21 protein-coding genes are annotated in these 21,758 nt (G+C 70.1%); 6 read left to right on the forward strand and 15 right to left on the reverse strand.

What is annotated here, in order from left to right:
• Positions 1 to 145 precede the first annotated feature (145 nt).
• Positions 146 to 2,440, reverse strand: a complete 2,295-nt coding sequence (locus ACFPZ3_RS25000) for a M20/M25/M40 family metallo-hydrolase (RefSeq protein WP_379516643.1) — start codon at positions 2,438 to 2,440, stop codon at positions 146 to 148.
• Between the two features lie 107 nt (positions 2,441 to 2,547).
• Here ACFPZ3_RS25000 and ACFPZ3_RS25005 point away from each other — a divergent pair, with 107 nt between their 5' ends.
• Positions 2,548 to 3,117 (forward strand): ArsR/SmtB family transcription factor, encoded by a 570-nt coding sequence (locus ACFPZ3_RS25005; RefSeq protein WP_379516644.1) that lies wholly within the window; start codon positions 2,548 to 2,550, stop codon positions 3,115 to 3,117.
• Positions 3,118 to 3,152: 35 nt separating this feature from the next.
• Here ACFPZ3_RS25005 and ACFPZ3_RS25010 read toward each other — a convergent pair whose 3' ends face one another.
• On the reverse strand, positions 3,153 to 3,437 hold the full coding sequence (locus ACFPZ3_RS25010; protein ID WP_379516645.1) for a hypothetical protein: 285 nt from the start codon (positions 3,435 to 3,437) through the stop codon (positions 3,153 to 3,155).
• 165 nt (positions 3,438 to 3,602) lie between these two features.
• Positions 3,603 to 4,058 (reverse strand): hypothetical protein, encoded by a 456-nt coding sequence (locus tag ACFPZ3_RS25015; RefSeq protein ID WP_379516646.1) that lies wholly within the window; start codon positions 4,056 to 4,058, stop codon positions 3,603 to 3,605.
• Between ACFPZ3_RS25015 and ACFPZ3_RS25020 the strand changes: the two genes are divergently transcribed.
• A complete protein-coding gene (locus tag ACFPZ3_RS25020) occupies positions 4,051 to 4,491 on the forward strand; it encodes a hypothetical protein (protein ID WP_379516647.1) in 441 nt (146 codons plus the stop codon). The genes ACFPZ3_RS25015 and ACFPZ3_RS25020 overlap by 8 nt on opposite strands.
• A 2-nt stretch (positions 4,492 to 4,493) precedes the next feature.
• Here the strand turns inward: ACFPZ3_RS25020 and ACFPZ3_RS25025 are convergent, their stop codons facing one another.
• From ACFPZ3_RS25025 to ACFPZ3_RS25035, 3 genes are all read right to left on the reverse strand, one after another.
• A complete protein-coding gene (locus tag ACFPZ3_RS25025) occupies positions 4,494 to 5,510 on the reverse strand; it encodes a MarR family transcriptional regulator (protein ID WP_379516648.1) in 1,017 nt (338 codons plus the stop codon).
• Positions 5,511 to 5,611: 101 nt separating this feature from the next.
• On the reverse strand, positions 5,612 to 6,466 hold the full coding sequence (locus ACFPZ3_RS25030; RefSeq protein ID WP_379516649.1) for a LolA-like protein: 855 nt from the start codon (positions 6,464 to 6,466) through the stop codon (positions 5,612 to 5,614).
• Between the two features lie 500 nt (positions 6,467 to 6,966).
• Positions 6,967 to 7,314 (reverse strand): hypothetical protein, encoded by a 348-nt coding sequence (locus ACFPZ3_RS25035; RefSeq protein ID WP_379516650.1) that lies wholly within the window; start codon positions 7,312 to 7,314, stop codon positions 6,967 to 6,969.
• A gap of 233 nt (positions 7,315 to 7,547) precedes the next feature.
• Between ACFPZ3_RS25035 and ACFPZ3_RS25040 the strand changes: the two genes are divergently transcribed.
• Positions 7,548 to 7,808: an SAV_915 family protein gene (locus ACFPZ3_RS25040; protein WP_379516651.1), complete on the forward strand. Its 261-nt coding sequence runs from the start codon at positions 7,548 to 7,550 to the stop codon at positions 7,806 to 7,808.
• 432 nt (positions 7,809 to 8,240) lie between these two features.
• Entirely contained in the window at positions 8,241 to 9,245 is a 1,005-nt protein-coding gene (locus tag ACFPZ3_RS25045) for a cellulose-binding domain-containing protein (RefSeq protein ID WP_379516652.1), read from the forward strand.
• Positions 9,246 to 9,341: 96 nt separating this feature from the next.
• Here ACFPZ3_RS25045 and ACFPZ3_RS25050 read toward each other — a convergent pair whose 3' ends face one another.
• Positions 9,342 to 10,610 (reverse strand): MFS transporter, encoded by a 1,269-nt coding sequence (locus ACFPZ3_RS25050; RefSeq protein WP_379516653.1) that lies wholly within the window; start codon positions 10,608 to 10,610, stop codon positions 9,342 to 9,344.
• A 66-nt stretch (positions 10,611 to 10,676) separates the two neighbouring features.
• Here ACFPZ3_RS25050 and ACFPZ3_RS25055 point away from each other — a divergent pair, with 66 nt between their 5' ends.
• A complete protein-coding gene (locus tag ACFPZ3_RS25055; protein WP_379516654.1) occupies positions 10,677 to 11,660 on the forward strand; it encodes an ArsR/SmtB family transcription factor in 984 nt (327 codons plus the stop codon).
• A 30-nt stretch (positions 11,661 to 11,690) separates the two neighbouring features.
• On the opposite strand, the gene ACFPZ3_RS25060 is transcribed toward ACFPZ3_RS25055, so the two are convergent.
• The 4 genes from ACFPZ3_RS25060 to ACFPZ3_RS25075 form a co-directional block, all read right to left on the reverse strand.
• Positions 11,691 to 12,161 carry an IclR family transcriptional regulator gene (locus ACFPZ3_RS25060; RefSeq protein WP_379516655.1) on the reverse strand — a complete coding sequence of 157 codons (471 nt, stop codon included), beginning with the start codon at positions 12,159 to 12,161 and terminating at the stop codon, positions 11,691 to 11,693.
• 249 nt (positions 12,162 to 12,410) lie between these two features.
• On the reverse strand, positions 12,411 to 14,720 hold the full coding sequence (locus tag ACFPZ3_RS25065) for a xanthine dehydrogenase family protein molybdopterin-binding subunit (protein WP_379516656.1): 2,310 nt from the start codon (positions 14,718 to 14,720) through the stop codon (positions 12,411 to 12,413).
• Positions 14,717 to 15,688, reverse strand: coding sequence for an FAD binding domain-containing protein (locus tag ACFPZ3_RS25070; protein WP_379516657.1), 972 nt, complete (start codon positions 15,686 to 15,688; stop codon positions 14,717 to 14,719). Before ACFPZ3_RS25070 ends, ACFPZ3_RS25065 begins: the two co-directional genes overlap by 4 nt.
• Positions 15,685 to 16,191: a (2Fe-2S)-binding protein gene (locus ACFPZ3_RS25075; protein ID WP_379516658.1), complete on the reverse strand. Its 507-nt coding sequence runs from the start codon at positions 16,189 to 16,191 to the stop codon at positions 15,685 to 15,687. The genes ACFPZ3_RS25070 and ACFPZ3_RS25075 overlap by 4 nt, the downstream gene beginning before the upstream one ends.
• Before the next feature lie 92 nt (positions 16,192 to 16,283).
• On the opposite strand from ACFPZ3_RS25075, the gene ACFPZ3_RS25080 reads away from it, so the two are divergent.
• Positions 16,284 to 16,592: a DUF4396 domain-containing protein gene (locus ACFPZ3_RS25080; protein ID WP_379516659.1), complete on the forward strand. Its 309-nt coding sequence runs from the start codon at positions 16,284 to 16,286 to the stop codon at positions 16,590 to 16,592.
• Between the two features lie 73 nt (positions 16,593 to 16,665).
• On the opposite strand, the gene ACFPZ3_RS25085 is transcribed toward ACFPZ3_RS25080, so the two are convergent.
• Genes ACFPZ3_RS25085 through ACFPZ3_RS25100 form a run of 4 tightly spaced genes read right to left on the reverse strand, consistent with a single transcriptional unit; the run spans position 16,666 to position 21,756 of the window.
• Entirely contained in the window at positions 16,666 to 17,676 is a 1,011-nt protein-coding gene (locus ACFPZ3_RS25085) for an NAD-dependent epimerase/dehydratase family protein (protein WP_379516660.1), read from the reverse strand.
• Complete coding sequence (locus ACFPZ3_RS25090) at positions 17,673 to 19,253, reverse strand: cation:proton antiporter (RefSeq protein WP_379516661.1); 1,581 nt, start codon at positions 19,251 to 19,253, stop codon at positions 17,673 to 17,675. Before ACFPZ3_RS25090 ends, ACFPZ3_RS25085 begins: the two co-directional genes overlap by 4 nt.
• Positions 19,254 to 19,255: 2 nt before the next feature.
• Complete coding sequence (locus ACFPZ3_RS25095; protein WP_379516662.1) at positions 19,256 to 20,479, reverse strand: hypothetical protein; 1,224 nt, start codon at positions 20,477 to 20,479, stop codon at positions 19,256 to 19,258.
• Positions 20,476 to 21,756, reverse strand: coding sequence for a phenylacetate--CoA ligase family protein (locus tag ACFPZ3_RS25100; RefSeq protein ID WP_379516663.1), 1,281 nt, complete (start codon positions 21,754 to 21,756; stop codon positions 20,476 to 20,478). Before ACFPZ3_RS25100 ends, ACFPZ3_RS25095 begins: the two co-directional genes overlap by 4 nt.
• Positions 21,757 to 21,758 lie beyond the last annotated feature (2 nt).

The following is a 21,758-nucleotide window of genomic DNA, read 5'->3' on the forward strand; positions in this document are numbered from 1 at the left end:
CGGATGCCGGGTCTCATTCGCTGGAACGTGAATGGGATAACGCTGCTCTGCGCCGTAATATAAAGCGAGATCTTCGTTTTGCCCATAGCCTTTCGCCGAAAATCGGAGAAAGTCGCGACATGTCGAGGCGGAAGGGGCGCGGCGGTCACATGTCGTAGGCCTTGGTGACGGAGATCTTGGTGTCGCCGAGGAACAACCAGTCCGGTGGGGCGATGAAGCCGGGAAGCGCGGCCATCTCACCGGGGTTCGGGCTCACATCGGTGACCCGCAGCCGGATCTTGCCGCCGGAAGCCTCCTTGACGGCCAGCGACACCTCGACCCCCTCCGTTCCCGCGGCGTGGAAGACGAATCCCGCCGGGTCGGCCGTGATGGAGCGGCCCCCGACGGTCAGCGAACGCACCGTCGCGGTGTCCCCGTCCACCCGCAGGCCGACCATGTTCGCTCCACGCTCGGAGCGGAGCCGGACGCGCAGGGTTCGTACGCCCTGCTGGGTCGTGTCCGCGAGCACCCGCAGCGAGGGCGCCGGCAGCGCGGCGGCCTTCGCCGGGCTGAGGAGCTTGGACCCGCCGCCCCACAACTCCGCCTCCGGCCGGCCGGTCGCGTCGGCGCCGCCGTAGCGGCGGGCCCACTGATCGGGCGCCTTCGAGGTCAGCCAGACGGCCTTGCCGGTGTCCGCGTCGAGGCCGTACGCCAGGCTGGTTCGCCGCGGGTGCTCCTTGTCGAACGGCTCGGCCAGCACGCCCGCCGCCACCAGGGCGATCGAGACGACCAGCGCGGTCAGCGGGACCAGCGGGGAACGCCTGCGGGGCCAGACCATCTCGATCAGCGGCAGCAGGAGGCCGCCGAACAGGACCACCAGGGGCATGGGCGCGTAGCCCACGTACTGCAGGCCCGTCGGCAGGATGTTCCACGCGCTGGGCAGCAGGATCAGCGCGCCCGGCACGAGACCGGCGGCGAGGGCGAGGACGCGCCACCGCGGCGGGCACCGGAGCGCGGCCAGCCCGCCCAGCGCCGCTCCCAAGGCGGGCCAGGCGGCGAGGTGCGAGGCTCCGGGCGACACGATGCCGAGCCCGAGACCGATCAGGGCCGCCCAGGTCAGCATGCCCAGCGCCAGTTCGGCGGCGCCGACGCGACGGCGCAGCAGCGCGTACCACGCGACCAGGATCGTGCCCGCGAGCATCAGCACGGCGAGCCACAACGGCTCCGGCTGGTACGGCGTCGTGGTGGCGGTTCCGCTGAACTCGGGCCGGATCACCTTGAGCAGGTCCCAGAAGAAGACGCCGACGCCCACCCCGAGCGCGATCGGGACCAGGGCGAGCGCGGTGCCGAGGAGCGTGCGCCGCAACGTGACCACGCCCCGGCGGCGGGCCAGGAAGATCAGCGCCAGAGCCGCCAGCACGGCGAGCGCGCCCAGCAGGGAGGCCGCCCAGGCCGGGTAGCGGACCAGCAGGCCGGGCGGGAGGTTGAAGTAGACCAGGCGGTTCCCGGCGGTCAGCCGCGCCAGGTCGGCGCCGCCGAACGCGCGCACGAGCGCCAGCGTGTTGTCGCCCATCTGCTGCAGCGCCGCGAGATCGACGTGCGCGGGGTCGTCGAGGACGCTGTGGTAGAGGGTGCCCGCGTTGGCGTAGGCGGAGTCGAGCACGGCCATCCCGCCGGGTTCGAAGGCGGTGAAGTCGGTGTCGTTGTTGAGCAGTTTCATGAGCTCGGCGTAGACGGAGTCGGCCACCGGCATGGGCGCCGCCGATCCGAACATGGAGATCAGGCCGGAGTTCGGCTCCGTGCTCCGGAACATCAGCACCGGCCCCTTGGACCCGCGCGCCTCGTTGTTGAGCACCACGCTCCGCCCCTGTGCGAGCGGGTGCTCTTTGACGAACGCCTCCGAGCCCAGGAGCCCGGTCTCCTCGGCGTCGGTGATGAGGAACACGACGTCGTTGCGCAACCGCGTGCCGTCCGCGACCAGCGCCCTGGCCGTCTCGATCGCGCTCGCCGTACCGGCGCCGTCGTCGTTGGCGCCCGGTCCCTCGGGGACCGAGTCGTAGTGGGCGGTGACGAAGACCCGGCCGGTGGGAGCGGTCCCGGGTATCACGGTGACGATGTTGAAGACACGCCCGGCGGTGACGGGATCGCCCGGATCGCGGCGCGGCGCGACGCCCACCGCCTCGTGCACCTCGGGCCGCAGGCCCAGTTTTCGCAACTCGCCGACCAGGTAGTCGCGGACCCGGGTGTGCTCGGCCGTGCCGACGGGGTGGGGTTTGACGGCGAAGCGCTCGACCTGGGCGAAGGCCCGCTGCGCGCTGAACTCCTTGTCGGGGGCGCCTGCCGGGCTCACCGCGGTGGGGGTGGTGTCCCTGATCGCGCCGATGGCGATCAGCAGGAGCACGCACAGGGCGATGAGTCCGGCGGCGAGCGAGCGCCGTCCTGCCGGGGGTACTGGTGTCATCCTCGTTCACTCCATGTCGCGTGGGGGACCGCTGCGACGGAGTATTGCAGAAGAAATGCTGCAGCGAAAATTCTGCAAAGATGGGCGAGGGGTTGTAAGCTCGCAACGTGGCGAACAGACGGGCGATCCGGCAGCTCAGTGACCCAGGCGCGCACAAGGCGCTCGGCCATCCGCTGCGACAGCGGATTCTGCGGCATCTCGGCATCCACGGCCCGGCCACCTCCACCACGCTCGCCCGGGCACTCGGCGAGAACACCGGGACGCTCAGCTACCACCTGCGCCAGCTTGAGCACAACGGGTTCATCGAAGAGATCCCCGAGCGGTCGACCGGGCGGGAGCGCTGGTGGCGGCAGATCAGCGCCGACCTGAGGTGGCCCTCGGCGGGGGAGATGGACGAGGAGTCACAGCAACTCCTCGACGAGATCACCGGGTCCAAGGTCGAGGAGGAGCTGGAACTCGCCCGGCGCTTCTTCACAGATCATCGGCGGTACGGCGACTGGGCGAAGACCTCTCGCGGGCTCACCCACCTGAACCGGGAGGAGCTTGACGAGTTCTTCGAGGCGTACATGGAACTGCTGTCCAGATTCAGCCGTACGACGGAGGACGCGTCGCCAGGCGCGCGGCCCCTGTTCCTGAGATTCTTCTCGATGCCCGCCACCGAGGACCCGCCGTCCTGACACCCGGGGGGACCCGCGCGGAATTTCGTCGACGTTCAGGGCGATGACGGTGCGCAGCCCTGTGCCGCCAGCGTGCCGTTCCACGGGAACGCGATGCGGCAGCGGTGGGTGCCCTTCGCCTCCCCGCCGTAGACGGTGACCGTGACGTCGGCGTAGCCGGTGCCGTCGCAGGCGTTGGCGGTGATCTCGTAGCCGCTCTCGTCCTGCGCGCCCAGGTCTCCCCAGAAGCAGGTGTGGGAGCCGTCCGCGTATGCCGGCTGCGGGGCGCCCAGGAACATGGCGGTGGCGAGGATGGCGGTGAAACGTGTGGTGGGTCGCACGATGATCCTTTCGCCGTGTTCGTACGGAATCTCGCCACAAACGCTAGGGATCTCGTCGCCCTCTGCCCAGAGGCACTCGTCACCACTCGCTGATGTATTTCGCCCATGCCCAGGTGCGTGTTGAACGTCCACGGTCCGCCGGGCGGGCCGTGGACGTTCACTCGGTCAGTTGATGGCCCATTCGCCGGAGTTCAGGTTGCAGACGGCGCGCGGCGAGCCGACGCCCTCGCAACCGGCCGGCAGGTACGACCAGATCCAGACGATGTTGTCCGCCGGGTTCGGTAGCAGGTCGATGATCGAGTCGTTGTTGATGTAGAACTTCTGGCCGGGACCGGTGAGGGTGATCTCGCCGCCGCTCTCGACGTAGGACAGGTCGAGTCCGCAGCAGAAGGTGAAGGCCTCGTCCGGGCCCGTGTGCCGGATCAGCCCGCCGGGAGAGTCGTGCAGGCTGCCGCGGATCGTGCCGGACATGTCGGGCCCGACCCCGTAGTCCTCCCCGCATTCGAAGGTGGCCACGTACTTCAGCCACGCCTCAGGGTAGAAACCGCCGACCGAGCCGTTCCATCCCCACTGGCACTCGAACACCGGCGGCTCCTCCGCCGGCTTCGCGCCCTTGATCATGGGGACGGCGACGAACCGCTCCGTCGCTTTGATGGGCGAGGCCGGTGTCGGAGCCGGCTTCGGTGCCGACGCCAACGCCGCGGACGGCATGAGTGCCAGGGCGACAGCGGCGATGAGAGCGGCGAACGCCGATGTGATTCGCATGGCGGTCGGCGGGATAGTCCTCGCCGGCACCGCCACCCCGGCGCACGCCGAAGTGTGGAATTGCTACTCTTCCGTGAACACGGCAACAAACGTGGCGGGCGCACTTTGCGCGTCCGGCTTCGGCAGCTACCGGGTGGCCGCGAAGTGCAACTCAGCCCACTACCCCTACACGAGGACCATCGTCGGCCCGTGGGTGACCAAGTCCTCCGGCCAGAAAGGGCCTGCCTCCACCGCTTCCGGCGACCCCCAAGGCTGCCATGTCGTCGAGGCCTGGACACAGTTCCCGTAGACCTAAAAGTCCCCCGTCCTGGCCCTGATCAGGTCGGTGCCGAGGCGGGTGATCTGGTGGATGACCATGTTGGTGTGGCGGGTGCTGGTGATCAGCCCGGCGCGGTGGAGCACCTGGGCGTGGGCGCTGGCCGAGGACAGTGAGGCGCCGGTTCGGCGGGCGAGTTCGCTGGTGGTGCAGCCGCTGGTGGCGGCGATGTGGCGCAGGATGCGGGCTCTGGTGGCGCCGAGCAGTTCGGGCAGCGCGTCGTCGAGGGCGGGGGCGGGGTGGGCTGCTGGGGTTCGGCGGGGGGCGGGGAAGATCAGGACGGGCGGCAGGCTGGGGTCGGCGAGCGCGACCGGGGTGTAGCGGCAGAAGTACGAGGGGATCAGGGTGAGGCCGCGGCCGCGCAGCTGGATCTCGTACCGGCCGGCAGCGTAGTCGGTCTCCAGGATCGGGGGCCGCCAGCGTGTGCGCGGTGTCAGGGCGGCGAGCATGGCCTCCACGCCGTGGTCGGTGAGCAGGCGGGTGAGCCGGGTGCGTTCGCGTGCCAGGGCGCGCTCCATCGTGGTGCGGTGCGGCGCGAAGGCGATCTGGCAGTAGCGCCGGGTCAGGCCGGCCAGGCCGGTGATGGCGCGCTGGTCGCCGCGGGCGAGGCCGTCGAGGGTGGCGGGCAGGGCCGATGAGTGCCGGCGCAGCAGGTCGATCTCCTGACGCACGCGCAGGGGCGGGGTGTCGGCCAGCGCGTCGATGCCGTTCTGCCCTCCGCCCTGGGCTTCGAAGGGGGTCAGGAAGTCGGGGAAATAGGCCTTGATCGGCATCAGCGGCACCAGCGTCTGCCGTACCGGCTGCAGCAGGCCCGTATCGGCCAGGTCGGCGCGGGCCCGTCGCCGCCAGCCGGTCATGTCCTGCCCGCCGCCGGCCTTTTGCAGCACGTGCAGGCTCATCGCCATCTCCCACAGCTCGTCGATGCGCGAGGCGATGCGCACCCGGGCCAGGTCCTCACCGGTAAAGACGATCCTCAGGATTCCCCCGGTCATATCCGCATGCTCCGTGGTGCGGATAACAACGCGATCAACACCCAGTCGACGAAGCCGGATGCGGGGCTGTGACCTTGGGATTCCGGCTCGGGAACATGGTCTCAATATGTGTCCGGGGCCGGACAGGTCCCGATCTCGTGCACCTGGTCCGGCGGTGGGGGGCCGATGAGCACATCGCGGCCCCAGTCGGTGAAGTCGACCTCGGTCACGGTGGTCTTGGGCTCGTTGTCGCCGGCCATGGGATAGGTCGAGGTGAGACGCACCCGACGGGGAAGCCGGTCCGGCCCGACCCACAACTGCCAGGAGACCTGTGTCGAGCCGTGCCGCTCGCGCAGTTGCGCGGCGATCGCGGGGTCGACCTGTGGAGCCGCGACGCCGGACTCCGCCTGCGAGCCGCTCCCGGTGTGGACGACAGTGGCAACTCCGTCGATGGCCTCCCCCGAAGTGGGAGCCGGGGCCGCCAGCTTTCGCAGCACCTCGGGTGCGACGAGGTCGCGTACGCCGAGCGAGCCGATGGCGCGCGACAACTGCCCGCACTCGGAGTCGCGGTTGTGAAGCCAGGACTTGCCCGCGGGAACGTCCTGCCGATCAGCCCGGAGTTCGTAGGTGCCGGAGCCTCTGATCGTGATCGTCCTGGACGTCATGTTGGACAGGTCGGTCGGGACAACGCTTCTCAGCTGATCAGGGACATTGGTCCGGTAGTAGGTCGCGGTCAGGTCGGAGGCGGTCGCGCCGAGGACTCCGCTGGTCCGGCTCTCGCTGTACTCGCCGATATTGACCGGCACGACGAAGTCGCCCTCCGCAGGAGGGGTGAACACTTTCTCGCCGTAGTCCAGGCGGACGAGCCTGGTGACCCGCACGCCGGTCGAGCCCTTCATCCGCTGAGTCACCGCCTCGGCGGGCGTTCGCGCCACGACCGCATCGCCGCCTCCGCAGCCGGCCGTTACGGCGAGCATCAGGACGATCGTTGAGATCCTCGGTAAAGCCACCCGGTGATCATAAGGCTGGCGAGGCCACGGGGCTCCTCCGCTGAACGCAGTACGGCGCCTACGCTAATCCGCGTATCGCATCCCGCCCCTTTCGACAGGCCATGCTTTCTACGCACATCCATGTGACAGGAGCGCAGAGAATGGCCGGGCTCTGCAGAAACTTCAACACGTTGTGGGCGGCGCGGCTGAGGCATTCCGTATCGACCAGCGTGAAAGTCACCGTCTCCGCGTCGAGATCGCCCGCCGCATCCTGAGCCCGCTCGGGGACCGCAGCGGAAATCCGCCCGGCGAGACGCCTCCGCGGTAGGTCAGGGTCTTCCTGGGCGATCCCTGGTTCGTCGTGCTGGACGAGGCCACCGCGGAGTCCGGGTCGATGGGCGCGCACGTCCTGGACAAGGCGGCTACGCCGAGCTCTGGCTGGCCTGGTCCGATCGCCGGGCCGAGCGCGGAAGCCGGGATGGGAGCGCTTAGTCGGCGTATACGGCGCGGAAGCTCCGTGCGGTCGCGTAAACGGTGGTCAGAGGGGGTGCCGAGCGGAATGACAGGTCGTCGGAGCAGTCGGCCTTCTGGTAGAGCACGGCTGTGTAGAACACGCCGGTGTTGGTGAATTGGTGCATAGGGAAGGACGAGTCGCTGGGGAGCCTGATTTCGATGCACTCGCGGCTGTTCGGGTCGAGCGGGTATTCGATGCCGTCGATCGTTATGACGCCCTTGGGAAGGGTCGCGCCGGTGTGGGCTGCGGCCGGGGTGGTCAGGGTGGCCAGGGCGAGCAGGGTGGCGGCGGCCAGGGGGGCGAGGGCGGCGGTGCGGCGCACGGGTTCCTCCGGTTGGGTGAGGGCACTGAGCGCGCCCTGATGTCACTCAAAGTAATTGAATGACTCCTGAATGTCAGCAAGCAGGGCGGCGGGTCCAACCGTGGAAGTCCTGCGCCGTCAACGTCGCGTCAGGATTTCCGGGGCCGGGCGTTGAGATTGCGTAGTGATCGCGGAATGTGTCCAGCGACGCTTCTAACGTCTGTCATGTACGGCTTTTCGCTGGAAGGAAGCAGATGTCAGAGCCCCGATTGTTCGTCCCCGTCCGGGTCGGCACGTATGCCACGGCCCTGCGGTTGTTCCGCACCGCCGCGGGCAAGCGGACGGCGGTCGCCTTCTCCTCGCCGCTCAAGCTCGCCAAGGTGCTCGGGACGGACCAGCAGTGGGTGGTGCTCACCGCTCCGGCGCTGCGCGGCATGCTCGCCGAGCTGGACGTGATCGGCATCGTCATCGACCCGGCCGGCACGATGGCCCGGCCGGCGGGGCAGGTGGCCTGATGTGTCTCCTCCAGCAGGACCAGAGCGGCCCTGAGACGCCGCTCGCGACGGAGCCCTGGTCGGCCACCACCTGCTTCCGTCCTGTCGCGCGCACCGGGGTGTCATAGAGGCCCTTCACCGGCGACCAAACCAGGCCGTCACCCCGGCTCCCGCCGAGTCCCTTCCACAAGACCCTACGCGGGCCTCGCAATAAGGATGGTGCCCTAGTGACCAGGATCCGGCCCGAGGCCATCGCCCTGCCGGTCTGAAACTTTCGGATTCCTCAGAGCGTTTTCCCAAGCCCGCGACGGCTTTCATCCCTGCTTGTTGACATGGCAGCGACGGCCCGTCAACCTCCCCGGTGTTAGCGCTACCATTCTCGCGCTCCCGGAGGAACAGATGCACCAACGAGGATTACGCAGGGGCATTGTCGCTTGGGCCTTGGCGGCCTGCGTGATCAGTGCCGCGGCGGCGACCACGGTCACGGCTCACGCCGCCGCGGCCGGCTGTCAGGTCACCTACACCCTCGGCAGCCAGTGGGGCGGCGGTTTCGGCGCCAACGTCGCGATCAAGAACCTCGGTGATCCGCTCGCGAGCTGGACCCTGCGCTGGACCTTCGGCGCCGGGCAGACGATCGGCCAGGCGTGGAACGCCGCCGTGACGCAGAACGGCAGCGCGGTGACCGCCTCCAACGTGGGCTGGAACGGCTCCCTGGCAACGGGCGGCAGCACCTCGTTCGGGTTCAACGGCACCTGGAACAACTCCAGCAATCCGGTGCCGGCCGGCTTCACACTCAACGGTGTCGCCTGCACGGGGAGCGTGACCCCGACCCCTACTCCGACCGTGACCCCCACTCCGACGCCGGGCGTCCCGCCGGTGCGGACGGTGCGGGTCTTCTGGCTCAAGCCGTCGGACGTGGCGAACGACCAGCGGTACCCGGACGGCATCGCCAAGGTCATGCAGGAGGCGCAGCGCTTCTTCCAGCAGGAGCTGGGCAGGACGTTCACGTTGAACAGCCCGGTCGTCGAGGTCGTCAACGGCGACCAGCCGCGAAGCTGGTACGAGAACACGCCGAACTGCGGCGAGAAGTACTGGTGGTCGGTGTGCAACATGCAGGCCGAACTGCGCCGCAAGCTCGGCCTGGGCGCACCGGACAGCCGCTGGCTCAACGTCGGCGAGATCAGCGCCGAGGGCGACGGCGCGGGTGGTGGCGGGGGCAACGGCTGGGTGATCCTCAGCGGCCACGACGCTGACGGCGCAGCCGGCATCAACGGCGCGATGAATCGCTGGTACGGCGGGATGGTGCACGAACTGGGGCACGCGTTCGGGCTGCCCGACGCCACGTCCACCGACGGCACGTGCATGTCGGCGTCCTTCTACGCCTACCCGAACTGCCACTTCAGCCAGGCGCAGAAAGACGGCATCCTCGGCGGCCGCTACGGCAGCTTCCTCTCCTGAGCAGCCCCGGGCGATGTGCCCTGGGCAGTCACGGGAGGTTGTTCCGGGAGTTATGGGCGATGTGCCTTGGGCAGTCACGGGCGGTGCTTCGGGCGGTCACGGGCGGTGTGACAGGTTGTCACGCCGCCCCACGAGGCCCGCGGCGGTTCGGTCGCGCATGGCACGGACCAGTACGGGCATCGCGACCAGCAAGGCGATCCCGCGCAGCACCCCCGCGACCGGGTACGGCGCCCGCAACCCGAACGCGTGCGCCACCAGCCCCCCGGCCAGCGCCCCGAGCGGGATCAGCCCCCAGCCCAGCATCCTGTAGACGCTGTTCACCCGGCCGAGCATCTCGGACGGCACGATCCGTTGCCGGAGGCTGACGGTCACGATGCTCCAGAGCGTGGTGACGAAGCCGCTGACGGCCAGCAGGACGCCGAGAACGATCACGTTCGGGCTCAACCCGATCCCGACGAAGACGACGACGTTCGTGACGAGCGCGGCGAGGAGCGCGGGAAGCTCACCCATTCTCATGACGAGGCGCGCGCTGACCAGGCCGCCGAGCAGACTGCCGATCGCGGCGCCGGCGAGCAGCAGCCCGTAACCGGGCGCGTCGAGGCGCAGCGTCTGGGTCGCCAGCAGGACCAGGGAGACGTTGCCGAGCTGAAAGCAGAAGGTGTTGACGCCGAGCAGGACCGCGAGGGTGCGCAGCAGCCGGTGACGGACCAGCCATCGCAGGCCGTCCGCGATCGCCGTCCGCATCGGCGGATGCTCGATCCGCTCGCGCCCGCGCCCGCGCAACGTCGCCAGCAGCGCGGCGGACAGGGCGAACGAGGCGGCGTCCACACCGAACGGCAACGCCACGGCGACCGCGAAAAGCAGGCTGCCGACCGGCGGCCCCGCGAACTGCAAGCCGACCGTGGTGATCGTCTGCTGATGGCCGTTCGCCCTGTGCAGCAGCGGCTCGGCGACGATGTCCGGCAGCACCGCCTGCGCCGCGTTGGCGAAGACGACCGTGCACGCTCCCAGCCCGAAGGCGGTGATCGCGAGCACCGGGATGCCGATCTGGCCGAACGCGGCAAGAACCGCGATGACAGCGACGATCAACGCCTGGATCGCCTGAGCGCGCCACATGAGGGCGACACGGTCGTACCGGTCGACCAGCGCACCCGCGGGCAGGGACAGCAGCAACCAGGGAAGGTACGTCGCGGCGGACACGATCGACACGAGCCGGGGGTCGCGCGTGACCGTGACGGCCAGCAGCGGAACAGCCGCGGCGAACGCCCCGTCACCGACGCTGTTGATACCCGTCGCCCACCACAACCGCCAGTAGCCCGCGGACAAGCGCGGCTCGGCCTCGCTCCGCGTCACGTCGTTCGTCATGCCGGGATCTTCTGCCGCCGGGTGCCGTCACAACACTATTTAGGCCAGTGCTACATAATCGGTCCGGTGGCTCTGACGATCGATCTCGGCGTGGCCGAACTGGCGGCGACCCGGTTCGCGATCTCGCCGCTGTCGGAGACCGTGTCCGGCCTGCAGCAGCTGGGTGATCTCGATCGGAACCCGCTCCACCTGCGGTGGCTGCGGTGGGCGGCGGACGAGCTCGCCAGGCATCCACTGGACCTCTCGCATACGTGGCCACTGATCGTCAGCGACCGGCCGAACTGGCCGGAGTTCCTCGTACCCGCCCCGCTCGGCTCGGGAGCCTCCATCGACGACGACCTCGCCGCGTTGCGCAGAACCCCGGCGTCTCAAGTGCGGACCAGCCTCCGGCGCGTGTTCGGCGAGGACCTCCCCGCCCCCGCCGCCGCGCTCGCCGAACAGCCGGCCGCAGGACTGCGTGCGATCGCCGCGGAACTGCGCGCGGCACACGAGCGGCTCATCGCGCCGCACTGGTCACGGATCCGGGCCGTACTGGACGCGGACATCATCCATCGGGCCAAGCAGATGGCCGCGGGCGGCGCCGAGAGGTTGTTCGCCGATCTGCACGCGGATCTGCGCTGGCGCGACGGCCAGTTGCGACTCGGGGGAGCGCGTTGGCGGATCGAGCGGGTCGTGGAGCGCGGTCCGGGTGGGCTGGTGCTCATGCCGGTCGTTCTCGGCTCACCCTACGTACTGATCAAGAAAAGGACGTCCACGCAGACCACGGTGCGCTATCCGGCGCGGGGCGTCGGGGCACTGTGGACCGCCGGGACGCGGGCGCCGGCAGGCAGCACGGTCCGGCTGCTCGGCCGGGCGCGAGCCGAACTGCTTGAGGCGCTGCGGTCCCCCGCGACGACGACGGACCTGGCTCGAGCGCTCGGGATCACGCCCAGCGCGGTCTCACAACACCTCCGTGTACTGCGCGAGAGCGGTCTGGTCGCCCGCGAACGATCCGGGCGCAGCGTGTTGTACATGACGACTGCTCTCGGGGCGTCCCTGAGCGGGACCTAGGTGCGTTTCGGCCAAAACCGGCGGCCGGGCCTACGGCAGCAGTTTGTTGATCTCTTCGACTGCCGCGCGGATCCTGGAGAGAACGCGTGGCCTGGTGTCCGGCGTCATTCGGCTGAGCGGCGCGGAGGCGGTCACGGCCAGTCGTCCCCATGGCGTCACCGCCAGGGCGATGCCGATCGAGGCCACGCCTTCCTCGCTCTCCTCCTCGCTGGTGGCGTAGCCCGCCCGCCGTACCTCGTCGAGGGCTTGCAAGAGGCCGGTGCGTGACCCGATCGAGTGCGTGGTGCACTGGGACAGGTCCTCGTCGGGGTACAGCGCGAGCAGTTCGGCCTCGCTGAGGGTGGAGAGCATGGCTTTGCCGTTCGAGGTGCAGTGGGCGGACATCGAGCGGCCGAGGCGGCCGCCCACGCGAAGGGCCCTGCTGCTCTCGATCGAGTCCAGGCCGCGGCTGGCTCCGGTGATGAACCAGGTGCGGGTAGGGGCGGTGTCCGGGGTGCGCATATGTGGAGCTCCGATCGGTTGCGTACCTAACCGAGACGATGTCGACGGCCACGTCGAGGTCCTCGGCCAGTTGCCCGGCCCGCTGGGCGCTGCGCATGGGGACCACTGCTCAACCGATGGCTCCAGCGCAACGGAGCACTCACCGCCGAGTATGCCGACAACATCGTCGAGACCGCTCTCAACGGTCTGCGCCCGCGTCACTGACGCTTGCGAAACCTCCCTTGGGTTCCTTCGCGTGCGCCGACGGGGTCATGGCAGGTCCGTGCGATCGAACAGCTTGTCCGGTGTGATGGGGAGGGTTCGGACGCGTCTGCCGGTGGCGTGGTGCACCGCGTTGGCGATCGCCGCCGCCACCCCGACGATGCCCAGCTCGCCGATGCCTTTGGCGCCGAGGGGCGTCTGGGGGTCGGGCAGGTCCACGAAACGTACGTCGATGTCCGGTATGTCGGCGTGGGTCGGGATGTGCTGGTCGGCCAGGCTGGCGTTGACGATGCGGCCGGAGCGCTCGTCGAGCAGCGTCTCCTCCATCAGAGCCATGCCGATGCCCTGGATGATGCCGCCGCGCATCTGGCTGGCGGCCTGTCTGGGGGAGACGATCCGCCCGCCGTCGAACGCCCCGGCCCAGCGCGATACGCGCACCTCGCCGGTGTCCTCGTCCACCCGCACCTCGGCGAAGTGCGCGCCGTAGGTGCTGGTGGCTCGCTTGATGGTCTGGTAGGGCACCGCCGACTTGCCCGTCACCTCGACATGGTCGAGCCCGGCGCGCTCCAGGAGATGGCGATAGGTTTCTCCCCGGCCATCTGTGCCGAAGAGCCCTTCGTCGCGCGTCTCGATCTCGCTCGCCCGGCGCCCGGCGAGCGGGGTGCCTTCGGCGTGCCGGAGCAGCTCGCCCACGAGCTGGTCGCGGGCGTTCCAGATGGCCGAGGCCAGGGTGGTGGTGGCGGCCGAGGCGCCGGGGATGCGGGTCCTGGCCACGTCGGAGTCGCCGTGCAGGAAGCGGATCTTGTCCATGGGCACGCCCAGACGCTGGGCCGCGGCCTGGGTCTGGGCGGTCGAGGTGCCGGCGCCCAGCTCGTTCGTGCTGCTGTGGATGGTGATCGTGCCGTCGGCGGACAGTCGCAGTCGCACGGCGGCGATGAGCACGGCGTCGGGGTTGATCGCCGCGGCCATGCCCTGGCCGACGAGCCAGTGCCCGTCGCGGGTGGCCCGGGGGAGGGGCGCGCGGTCGCGCCAGCCGAACGTCTCCGCGCCGAGCAGGTACGCCTCGCGCAGATGGCGGCTGGTGAAGCGGCGGCCGGAGACGGGATCGCGCTCGGGCTCGTTACGCAGGCGCAGCTCCAGCGGATCGATGCCCAACTCCCACGCGAGCTCGTCCATCGCCGACTCCAGCGCGAACGAACCGGGGGTCACGCCGGGCCCGCGGAAGAACGCGTTCTGGATCCGATCGACCCGGACCACCCGCTGGTGGACGGCGATGTTGGGACACGCGTAGAGGTGGCGGGAGGCCACGATGGCGGCCTCGGCGAACTCGTCCGTCGTGCAGGTGGCGAGCGCGTCGTGCACCACGGCGGTCAGACGGCCCCGCTCGTCCGCGCCCAGCGCGACGCTGCTGCGGGTGGGCGCCCGTCCGCCGGTCATCAGGTACGTCTGCGTACGGGACAACGCGAGCTTGACCGGCCGCCCCGCCAGCTTGGCGGCGGCCACGGTGAGCGCGACATGTGGCCAGGCCGGTGTCTTGCCGCCGAACCCGCCACCGATGTACGGCGCCAGCACGTGCACCCGGTCCAGGGACAGGCCGAACTTCCTGGCGAGCATCTCCTTGACCCCGTAGGGGTATTGCGAGGTGTCGTGCACGGTGAGATCGCCGCCGTCCCACATGGCTACGGTGGCATGCGGTTCCAGCGCGTTGTGGTACTCGGGCGGGGTGGTGTAGACGCCCCGCACGGTGACCGCCGCCTGCGCCAACCCCTTGTGCGCGTTCCCGGTCACGGTCCTCGACTCCTCCAGCACCGCGTGGGCCGGGGTGTAGGCGGCCTCGTCCGACATCGCCAGGACGGCGGGCCGCTCCTCATAGCGCACCTCCACCAGCCTGGCCGCGTGCTCGGCCTGCTCCTGCGCCTCGGCCACGACGACCGCGACCGGCTGGCCGTGCCAGAAGACCTCGTCGGTGTTCAGGATCGGCAGGCTCATGGCGGCGGCGCCGACCGGGGCCCTGAGCGTGGAGTACGCGCCGGTGCGCTTCATCGGCGGCGCGTTCTCATGGGTCATCACCAGCACCACGCCGGGCGCCGCGAGTGCCCGGGAGGCGTCGATGGCGGTGACGCGGCCCCTGGCGATCGTGCTGGGCACCGCGACGGCGTAGGTGAGCCGTGCGGGAACACGATCTGCGGTGTACCGGATGCCGCCGGACACCTTCGCCGGCCCGTCGAGCCGGTCCACGTCGCGGCCGACCTCGCCGGGTTCGGTGGACAGCGGATCGTGGCGGCCGTCGGGCAGGAGCCTGGCCACCTTGCCGAGAGCTCTGGTGCCGAGGGCGAAACTTCTCGAAGTGAAGGTCATGACAGCTCCACCAGGGTGCGGCTGATCAGTCGCCGCGCCAGTTCCGTCTTGAACGCGTTGTGCCGCAGCGGCCGCGCCCCGGCGACCGCCTCGGCCGCCGCCTCACCGAACGTCCGCTCGTCCGGCGCCGCCCCGGTCAGCAGCTCTTCCGCCGCGTACGCGCGCCATGGCTTGTGCGCCACCCCGCCGAGCGCGATGCGTGCCGTGGCGATCCGGCCGTCCTCGACCCGGAGCAGTACGGCGACGCTGACCAGCGCGAAGGCATAGCTGGCCCGGTCGCGCACCTTCACGTACGCGCCGCGGGCCGGCGGCCACGGCGGCAGGTCCACGCTCGTGACCAGCTCACCGCTTCGCAGCACGGTGTCGATGTGTGGTGTCTCGCCTGGCAGAAGATGGAAGTCCGCGACCGGTACGCTGCGGTCGCCGTCGGGGCCGGTGAGGTTGACCGTCGCGTCGAGGGCCGCCAGGGCCACGCACATGTCGGACGGGTGGACGGCCACGCAGCTCTCGCCGGCCCCGAGGATGGCGTGCCCTCGGTTGAACCCGCCGATCGCGTCGCATCCCGTCCCCGGTGACCGCTTGCCGCAGGCCGCGCCGAGGTCGTAGAAGTAGCGGCAGCGCGTACGTTGCAGCAGGTTGCCGCCCACCGTGGCTCGGTTCCTGAGCTGCGGCGAGGCGCCGTTCAGCAGGGCTCGCGCGAGCACGGGATAGCGCCGGCGGATCCGGTCGTCGGCGGCGACGTGCGCGTTGCGGGCGAGCGCGCCCAGGCGCAGCCCTCCGTCCCGCAGGTCTTCGATGGCCGACAACGGCAGCCGGGAGATGTCCACGACCCGCCGGGGGCGCTCCACCTCCTCGCGCATGAGGTCGAACAGGTTCGTGCCGCCGGCCAGGTACGCCACCGGCCCCTCGGCCGCCAGCCCGATCGCCTCGGCCACATCCGCCGCCCGCACGTAGGAGAACTCCCTCATGCCACGTCCCTTATGGCGGCCACGATGCCGTTGTAGGCGCCGCACCGGCACAGGTTGCCCGCCATGCGCTCCCTGATCTCGGCGTCGGTGAGCGGACCCGGGCCGGCCAGGTCCTGGGTCACGGCGCTCGGCCGGCCGTCGCGGTACTCGTCCAGCATGGCGACGATCGAGCAGATCTGCCCGGAGGTGCAGTAGCCGCACTGGAACCCGTCGCGCGCCAGGAACGCGTTCTGTACTCTGGCGCCCAGTTCGTGGCTGGCCATGGCCTCGATGGTGACGACCTCCATGCCGTCGCACTGGACGGCGGGCGTCAGGCACGAGTTGACCCGCTCGCCGTCGAGCAGGACCGTGCACGCGCCACAGGCGCCCTGGTCGCAGCCCTTCTTGGTGCCGGTCAGGCCCAGACGCTCACGCAGGCAGTCGAGCAGGGAGGTGCGGGGATCCAGAGACAGGTCATGCGCCTGCCCGTTCACGTCCAGGTGCACGGGGATAGGACCGTTCATCAATGCCTCCAACTATCTCGTACATCCATGTACGAGATAGCGACAATACCCCATAGGCGTATAGAGTTTGTCCATATACGGATAGGGGGTATATGTTCGGGTCGTTCGTCTTCGGCTACGCGCTCACCCTGCGCGGCCTGTTCCGCGCCGGCCTCGACTGGCGTACGGCGCTGCGGCTCGCGCTCGCCGCCGACACCCTGTCGATCCTCGTCATGGAGATCGTCGACAACGGCGTCATGCTGGTCGTCCCTGGCGCCATGGACGCCGGTCTGAGCACCGTGCTGTTCTGGGGCGCGCTGGCGTTCTCGCTGCTGGTCGCGTTCCTCGTCACCACGCCGATCAACAAGTGGGTCATCGGCCGCGGCAAGGGGCACGCGGTGATCCACGCCTACCACCACTGACCAGCGACCGACGACCACCTGCTTCGGGCCACGTGACCACCGGTCATCGCGGCACATCTACGCCATGACCGGGCTACCGGACCAGAGCCTGCCAGGAGGGCGGCATGTTGCGGCTGACCTCGATTCCCGAGAAGACCGACGGCTCCTGGGGCCCGTGCTTCTTCGCCCAGGCGGCCATCTGCGCCAGTCCCTCGGTCAGCGGCACCGAGTCCGCGCCCACGCCCAGGATCTCCCTGGCCTTGTCATGCGCGGAGAAGGCGTGCACCACCTCGTGCCTGGCCTCGAGATGCCGCACCCGCAGCGGTGCGTCCATAGCCTCCGCCACCGCCTGGACCAGCTCGTTCACGGTGTACGGCGTGTCGCCGCCGATGTTGAAGACCTCTCCGTAGGCGCGCGGGTTGGCGATCGAGCGGGCGATCGGCAGAGCCACGTCGTCGATGTGGCTGAATGCCCGGGTCTGCTCGCCGTCACCGAAGATGGTGCATTCCTCGTTCCGCAGGATCTGGTTCATGAAGATCCCGATGACGTTGCGGTAGCGGTCGCCGATGTTCTGCCGTTCGCCGTAGACGTTGTGCGGCCGGAAGATGATGTACGGCAGCCCGAACATCTCATGGCTGACCTTCAGCTCCTGCTCGACGGCATACTTCGCGATCCCGTACGGGTCCACGGGCGACGGCGTGAGGTCCTCGGTCATGGGCGGGCTGGCGTGGCCGTAGACGGCGATGGAGGAGGTGAAGACGAAGCACCGCACGCCCCCGGAGTTGACCGAGGCGTTGACCAGGTTCACGCTGCCGATCACGTTGTTGGTGTAGTTGTAGCGCTTGATGAAGTGGCTGAGCCCTTCGGCGGCGTACGCGGCCAGGTGGAAGACGTAGTCGAAGCGATAGGTGCGGAACAGTCCGTCCACCGTCTCCGGATCGCACACGCTGCCCTCGTGGAAGACGGCGCCGTCGGGCACGTTGGCGGCGTCCCCTCCCGACAGGTCGTCGAGCACCACGACCTGATGCCCGGCACGTAGCAGGTCGGCCGCCACGTGGGAGCCGATGAACCCGGCGCCCCCGGTGACGAGTGAGGTGGAGGTCATGAAAGTCGGTCCTTTCCGCTGGTGGCGATGGTGTGGTGGGGCGCGGGCCCGGAGGCGGTCCCGGCGGGGTGGAAGAGCTTGAGCACGCGCAGCGCGGGCACGGCCATGACGGTGGTGACCAGCGCCATCACGACGAGCATGGAGAAGGCGCCGTCGTTGATGACGCCGGCGCTCAGTCCGGTGCTGAGCACGACGATCTCGGTGACCCCGCGGGCGTTCATGAGTACGCCGAGACCGAGCGCGAGCCGGCCGGGCATGCCTCCGGCGAGCGCGACCGCGGAGGCTGTGCCCAGCTTGCCGAGCACGGCGACCACGAGCAGCACCACCCCGCCGATCAGCACGGACGGATGGCCGAGAGCCAGCCGGATGTCGGTCTGCAGTCCGATCGAGGCGAAGAACACCGGCAGCAGCATGACCCGGTTGAGCGTCCCGAGGCGCTCCGGCACGGTGCCGAGCGCGGCGGTGCCGCGGGGCAGCACGATCCCGGCCAGAAATGCCCCGAAGATCGCGTGTACGCCGATGGCGTCCGTGGCCGCCGCCAGCGCGAAGATCAGCCCGAGCACGAGTGCCAGACCGGCGGGCGTGGGCAGCCCGGTTCTCCCGTGGCGGGCGGCGAGGGCGCGCAGTGCCGGCCGTACGACGAACAGCAGGACCAGGACGAGCCCGGCGGTCAGCGCGACCGCGGTCAGCACCCCGGCCGGGCTGCGTGCCTGGGTGATCGCCAGCACGACGGCCAGCGCGCACCAGGCCAGTACGTCCGCCACACCTGCGCAGACCATGGCCAGCGAGCCCAGCCTGGTGCCGGACAGCCCCGACTCCTGCACGATCCTGGCGAGCACCGGGAAGGCGGTCACGCTGAGCGCGGTGCCGATGAACAACACGTACGCGGTGGTCCCGGCCGACGGCCCGGCCATCGTGGCGGTGAAGGGGATCGCCGCGACGGCGCCGAGCGCGAACGGCACCGCCATCATGGCCAGGCTGGCCGCGCCGATCACACTCCGCTGGCGGCCGAGCACCTGCGGGTCGAACTCCATGCCCACGGTGAACATGAAGATCGCCAAGGCGGCCTGGGAGATCAGGTTCAGGTCGGGCGCGACCCAAGCCGGTGTGATCAGCTCCATCGCGCCGGGCGCCAGCGCACCCAGGGCGGACGGGCCGAGCAGCAGTCCGGCCACCATCTGACCCACCACGGTCGGCTGGCCGATCCGGCGGGCCAGCACGCCGCCGAGCGAGGCCAGCCCGCTGATCAGGCCTACCGCGACGAACAGCCGCAGTGCGAATTCGGCCGGCGACACCTGCTCGCCGCCCGCGCGCGCCGCCGTCTGCTGCGAGCCGTCCACGCCGCCGCCGAAGACGACCAGCGTCAGTGCCACGGCGGCACCGGTCAGCACGAGGGCGAGGATCAGGCCGCGTGCGGGCGAGGGCAGCAACCGCTGCTCGGTCTCCCTGAGCGGATCGGTCTCCCTGAGTGGATCGCTTCCCTTGTGCGGGTCGGTTCCCTTGTGCGGGTCGGTTTCCTGGTACGGGTCGTTATTCTCGGGCGGGTCGGTTTTCTCACAGGAATTCTCGGCACCCATCTTCACACCCCCATGAGTTGACGGGATCGGGGTCGCAGCCAACGCAGGATCGCCCCGGCGTGGATCAGTTCACCGAACGCGATCAGGGCCACCGCCCCGAGCGCGCCCGCCCAGGGCACGACGACCAGGGCCAGCGCCCCGACCACCGCCAGCGCCACAGCCGCTCCGGCGGCGGTCGCGTTGAGTGCCTGGCGGGTGGCGTTCTCCATCAGGTAGTTGGCGCTGCCGACGGCGAAGATGACCGGGACGCAGGCGACGTAGAGGATCACGACCCCCACGTCCCCGTACGGCCGCAGCACGGCCAGCGTGAACGCGAGTGCGACCAGCACGTACGGCGTGCCGGTCAGCATGAGCAGCCGCAGCCAGTGCGACATCCGCTCATAGTCCGTGGTCAGGTCCCGCTGGTACAGCGCCCTGGACACGTCGGGCTGCAGGATGCGCAGCAGGTAGGAGAAGGCGTTGAGCAGGATCGAGGAGGCGGTGGCCGCCATGTAGAGCCCGGTGCTCTCCGCCTGCGCGCCCGCCACGGACAGCGCCAGGAACATCAGGCTCATCGTCAGTCCGCCGGCCAGGTCGGGCACGGCCATCCGCAGCGACGTGCCGACGGTGACCCTCGTGAGGGTGCCGCGACGCAGCCCGCCGAAGTCGGGCCGCAGCCCGGCCAGCAGTGCCAGGTTCAGCACGGCCAGCGTGCCGGCGTACAACGCCAGAAACGTCACCGGCGTGATTCCCAGCAGCAGCGCCGCCCCCGTCCAGCAGGCCAGCGCCGCCGACAGCACGAGGTGGTTGGCCACATCGCGGCCCGGCTTGCCGATGGCCCTGGCCAGGCCGACGAGCACCTGGTTGAGCCCCAGGCAGATGCTGCTCAGCCCGGCGAGCGCGACCAGCGGCCACGGCCCGCCGCGTCCGAGCGTCAGCATGCCGCCCAGGACGGCGAGCGCCACCACGAGCAGCGCTCCGGCGAGCGTCACGTAGATGCCGACCAGCATGGGCACGGTGTGACGCAGCCGGGGGATCAGCTTGAGCGCGCACTTCTCGATCCCGGTGGCGGCGATCGAGGACAGGACGGCCGCGCTGCCCATGGCCTGCGCGTATCCCGCGTACCCCGGCTGTCCCCAGGCGGCCAGCAGCGCCAGGTTGGCCAGCAGCAGCGTCCCACGGAAGGCCGCCCGCCCACCGACCAGCGCCGCCAGCCGTTTGACCGTGGCCGCCGCGGGACGTCTCATGCGGAGGGCGCGACGAGGTCGGAGGTGACGAACTGGCCCTTGCCGCCCTGGGTGATCCGTACCGACTCCGCCCGCACCACCTCCAGCGGGAACTCCCCGCCCGCCAGCGTGAAAAGCTTCTGGCGCGCGGTCGCGAACACCTGCTCGCTGGCCGCGTCGTCGCTCGGCACGATGTGCAGGCGCACCAGGCCGCCGGCCTCCTGGTGGACGAAGCACTCGCTGATGCCCGGATGAGTGGCGGCCAGGTGCAGGAACGCGTCCGGGTAGAGCCGTTCCCCGGAGGGGAGGGTGACGTAGTCGTTGCTGCGGCCGGCGGTCAGGCGCAATGTGCGGAAGCGGCGTCCGCAGGGGCATCGGCCCGGCTCGATGCGGCCGATGTCGCCCAGGCTGTAGCGCAGCAGCGGCATCGCCCGCTCCAGGAACGCGGTGACCACCACCTGGCCCTGCTCGCCGTCCGGCACCGGCCGGCCACGCTCGTCCACGATCTCGCAGTAGACGCGGTCCTCGCCGAGGTGGGCGCGGCCGTGGCGGCAGTCGTAGGTCACGTTGAGCACCTCGAACGCCGAGTACTCGTCGAAGACCGGCGCCGCGAACTGCGTGGTGAACATGGCGCGCTGCTCGGGCAGCAGCAGCTCCGACTCGGTCATCACGATCCGCAGCGTGCGCCGCAGCTGCGCCAGCTCGCCCGGGGTGAGCTCCCGCAGCAGGGCCCGCAGGTGGACCGGGTAGCCGATCAGCACCTTGGGCCGGTTGGCCAGCAGCTCCGCCTTGATCTCCGCCATGGGACGGTGCGAGAGGAGCACATGCCGCCGGAAGAGGCCGAACCGCTCGAACATGCGGGCCGGTGGCGCGAACGGCCGGATGTGGCTGAGCCGGTCGGTGGGCAGGTAGCGGTCGGTGGCCAGGAACCTGCGCACGCAGGCGGCCATGTGGTAATCGTGGCTGTCCTGGTCGTGCACGATCCTGACCCGCCGCCCGGTGCTGCCGCTGGTCTGGAACGACAGGCACTCCTCCGGGTCCACCCCGTCGGCGAGCATGCGTTCCAGCGGCTGCTCGCGCAGCACCTGCTTGTCGAGGACCGGCAGCTCGGCCAGGTCGGCCAGGCCGCTCAGCGGCCCCCGCGCGTAACGTGGGTCGTCGCGGTAGTACGGCACCCGGGTGCGGGCCAGCTCCAGCAGCCGGTTGATCCCACGAAGCTGGCGGCGGCGCAGCCCGGCCACGCCGCCGTACTGGCGCGCGACGGTGAGCGGCACGTACGCCGCCTCGCGTACCAGCATCG

Source organism: Nonomuraea insulae (genome assembly GCF_042656245.1).

Coding starts and splice junctions, on each gene's coding strand:
- ACFPZ3_RS25085 (WP_379516660.1), bottom strand. CDS start 17,676: ATGACCTCCACCTCACTCGTCACCGGGGGCGCCGGGTTCATCGGCTCC.
- ACFPZ3_RS25030 (WP_379516649.1), bottom strand. CDS start 6,466: ATGCTCGCCGTAACGGCCGGCTGCGGAGGCGGCGATGCGGTCGTGGCG.
- ACFPZ3_RS25095 (WP_379516662.1), bottom strand. CDS start 20,479: ATGAGACGTCCCGCGGCGGCCACGGTCAAACGGCTGGCGGCGCTGGTC.
- ACFPZ3_RS25000 (WP_379516643.1), bottom strand. CDS start 2,440: ATGACACCAGTACCCCCGGCAGGACGGCGCTCGCTCGCCGCCGGACTC.
- ACFPZ3_RS25065 (WP_379516656.1), bottom strand. CDS start 14,720: ATGACCTTCACTTCGAGAAGTTTCGCCCTCGGCACCAGAGCTCTCGGC.
- ACFPZ3_RS25090 (WP_379516661.1), bottom strand. CDS start 19,253: ATGGGTGCCGAGAATTCCTGTGAGAAAACCGACCCGCCCGAGAATAAC.
- ACFPZ3_RS25015 (WP_379516646.1), bottom strand. CDS start 4,058: ATGATCAAGGGCGCGAAGCCGGCGGAGGAGCCGCCGGTGTTCGAGTGC.
- ACFPZ3_RS25100 (WP_379516663.1), bottom strand. CDS start 21,756: ATGCTGGTACGCGAGGCGGCGTACGTGCCGCTCACCGTCGCGCGCCAG.
- ACFPZ3_RS25075 (WP_379516658.1), bottom strand. CDS start 16,191: ATGAACGGTCCTATCCCCGTGCACCTGGACGTGAACGGGCAGGCGCAT.
- ACFPZ3_RS25070 (WP_379516657.1), bottom strand. CDS start 15,688: ATGAGGGAGTTCTCCTACGTGCGGGCGGCGGATGTGGCCGAGGCGATC.
- ACFPZ3_RS25040 (WP_379516651.1), top strand. CDS start 7,548: ATGTCAGAGCCCCGATTGTTCGTCCCCGTCCGGGTCGGCACGTATGCC.
- ACFPZ3_RS25080 (WP_379516659.1), top strand. CDS start 16,284: ATGTTCGGGTCGTTCGTCTTCGGCTACGCGCTCACCCTGCGCGGCCTG.
- ACFPZ3_RS25025 (WP_379516648.1), bottom strand. CDS start 5,510: ATGACCGGGGGAATCCTGAGGATCGTCTTTACCGGTGAGGACCTGGCC.
- ACFPZ3_RS25060 (WP_379516655.1), bottom strand. CDS start 12,161: ATGCGCACCCCGGACACCGCCCCTACCCGCACCTGGTTCATCACCGGA.
- ACFPZ3_RS25050 (WP_379516653.1), bottom strand. CDS start 10,610: ATGACGAACGACGTGACGCGGAGCGAGGCCGAGCCGCGCTTGTCCGCG.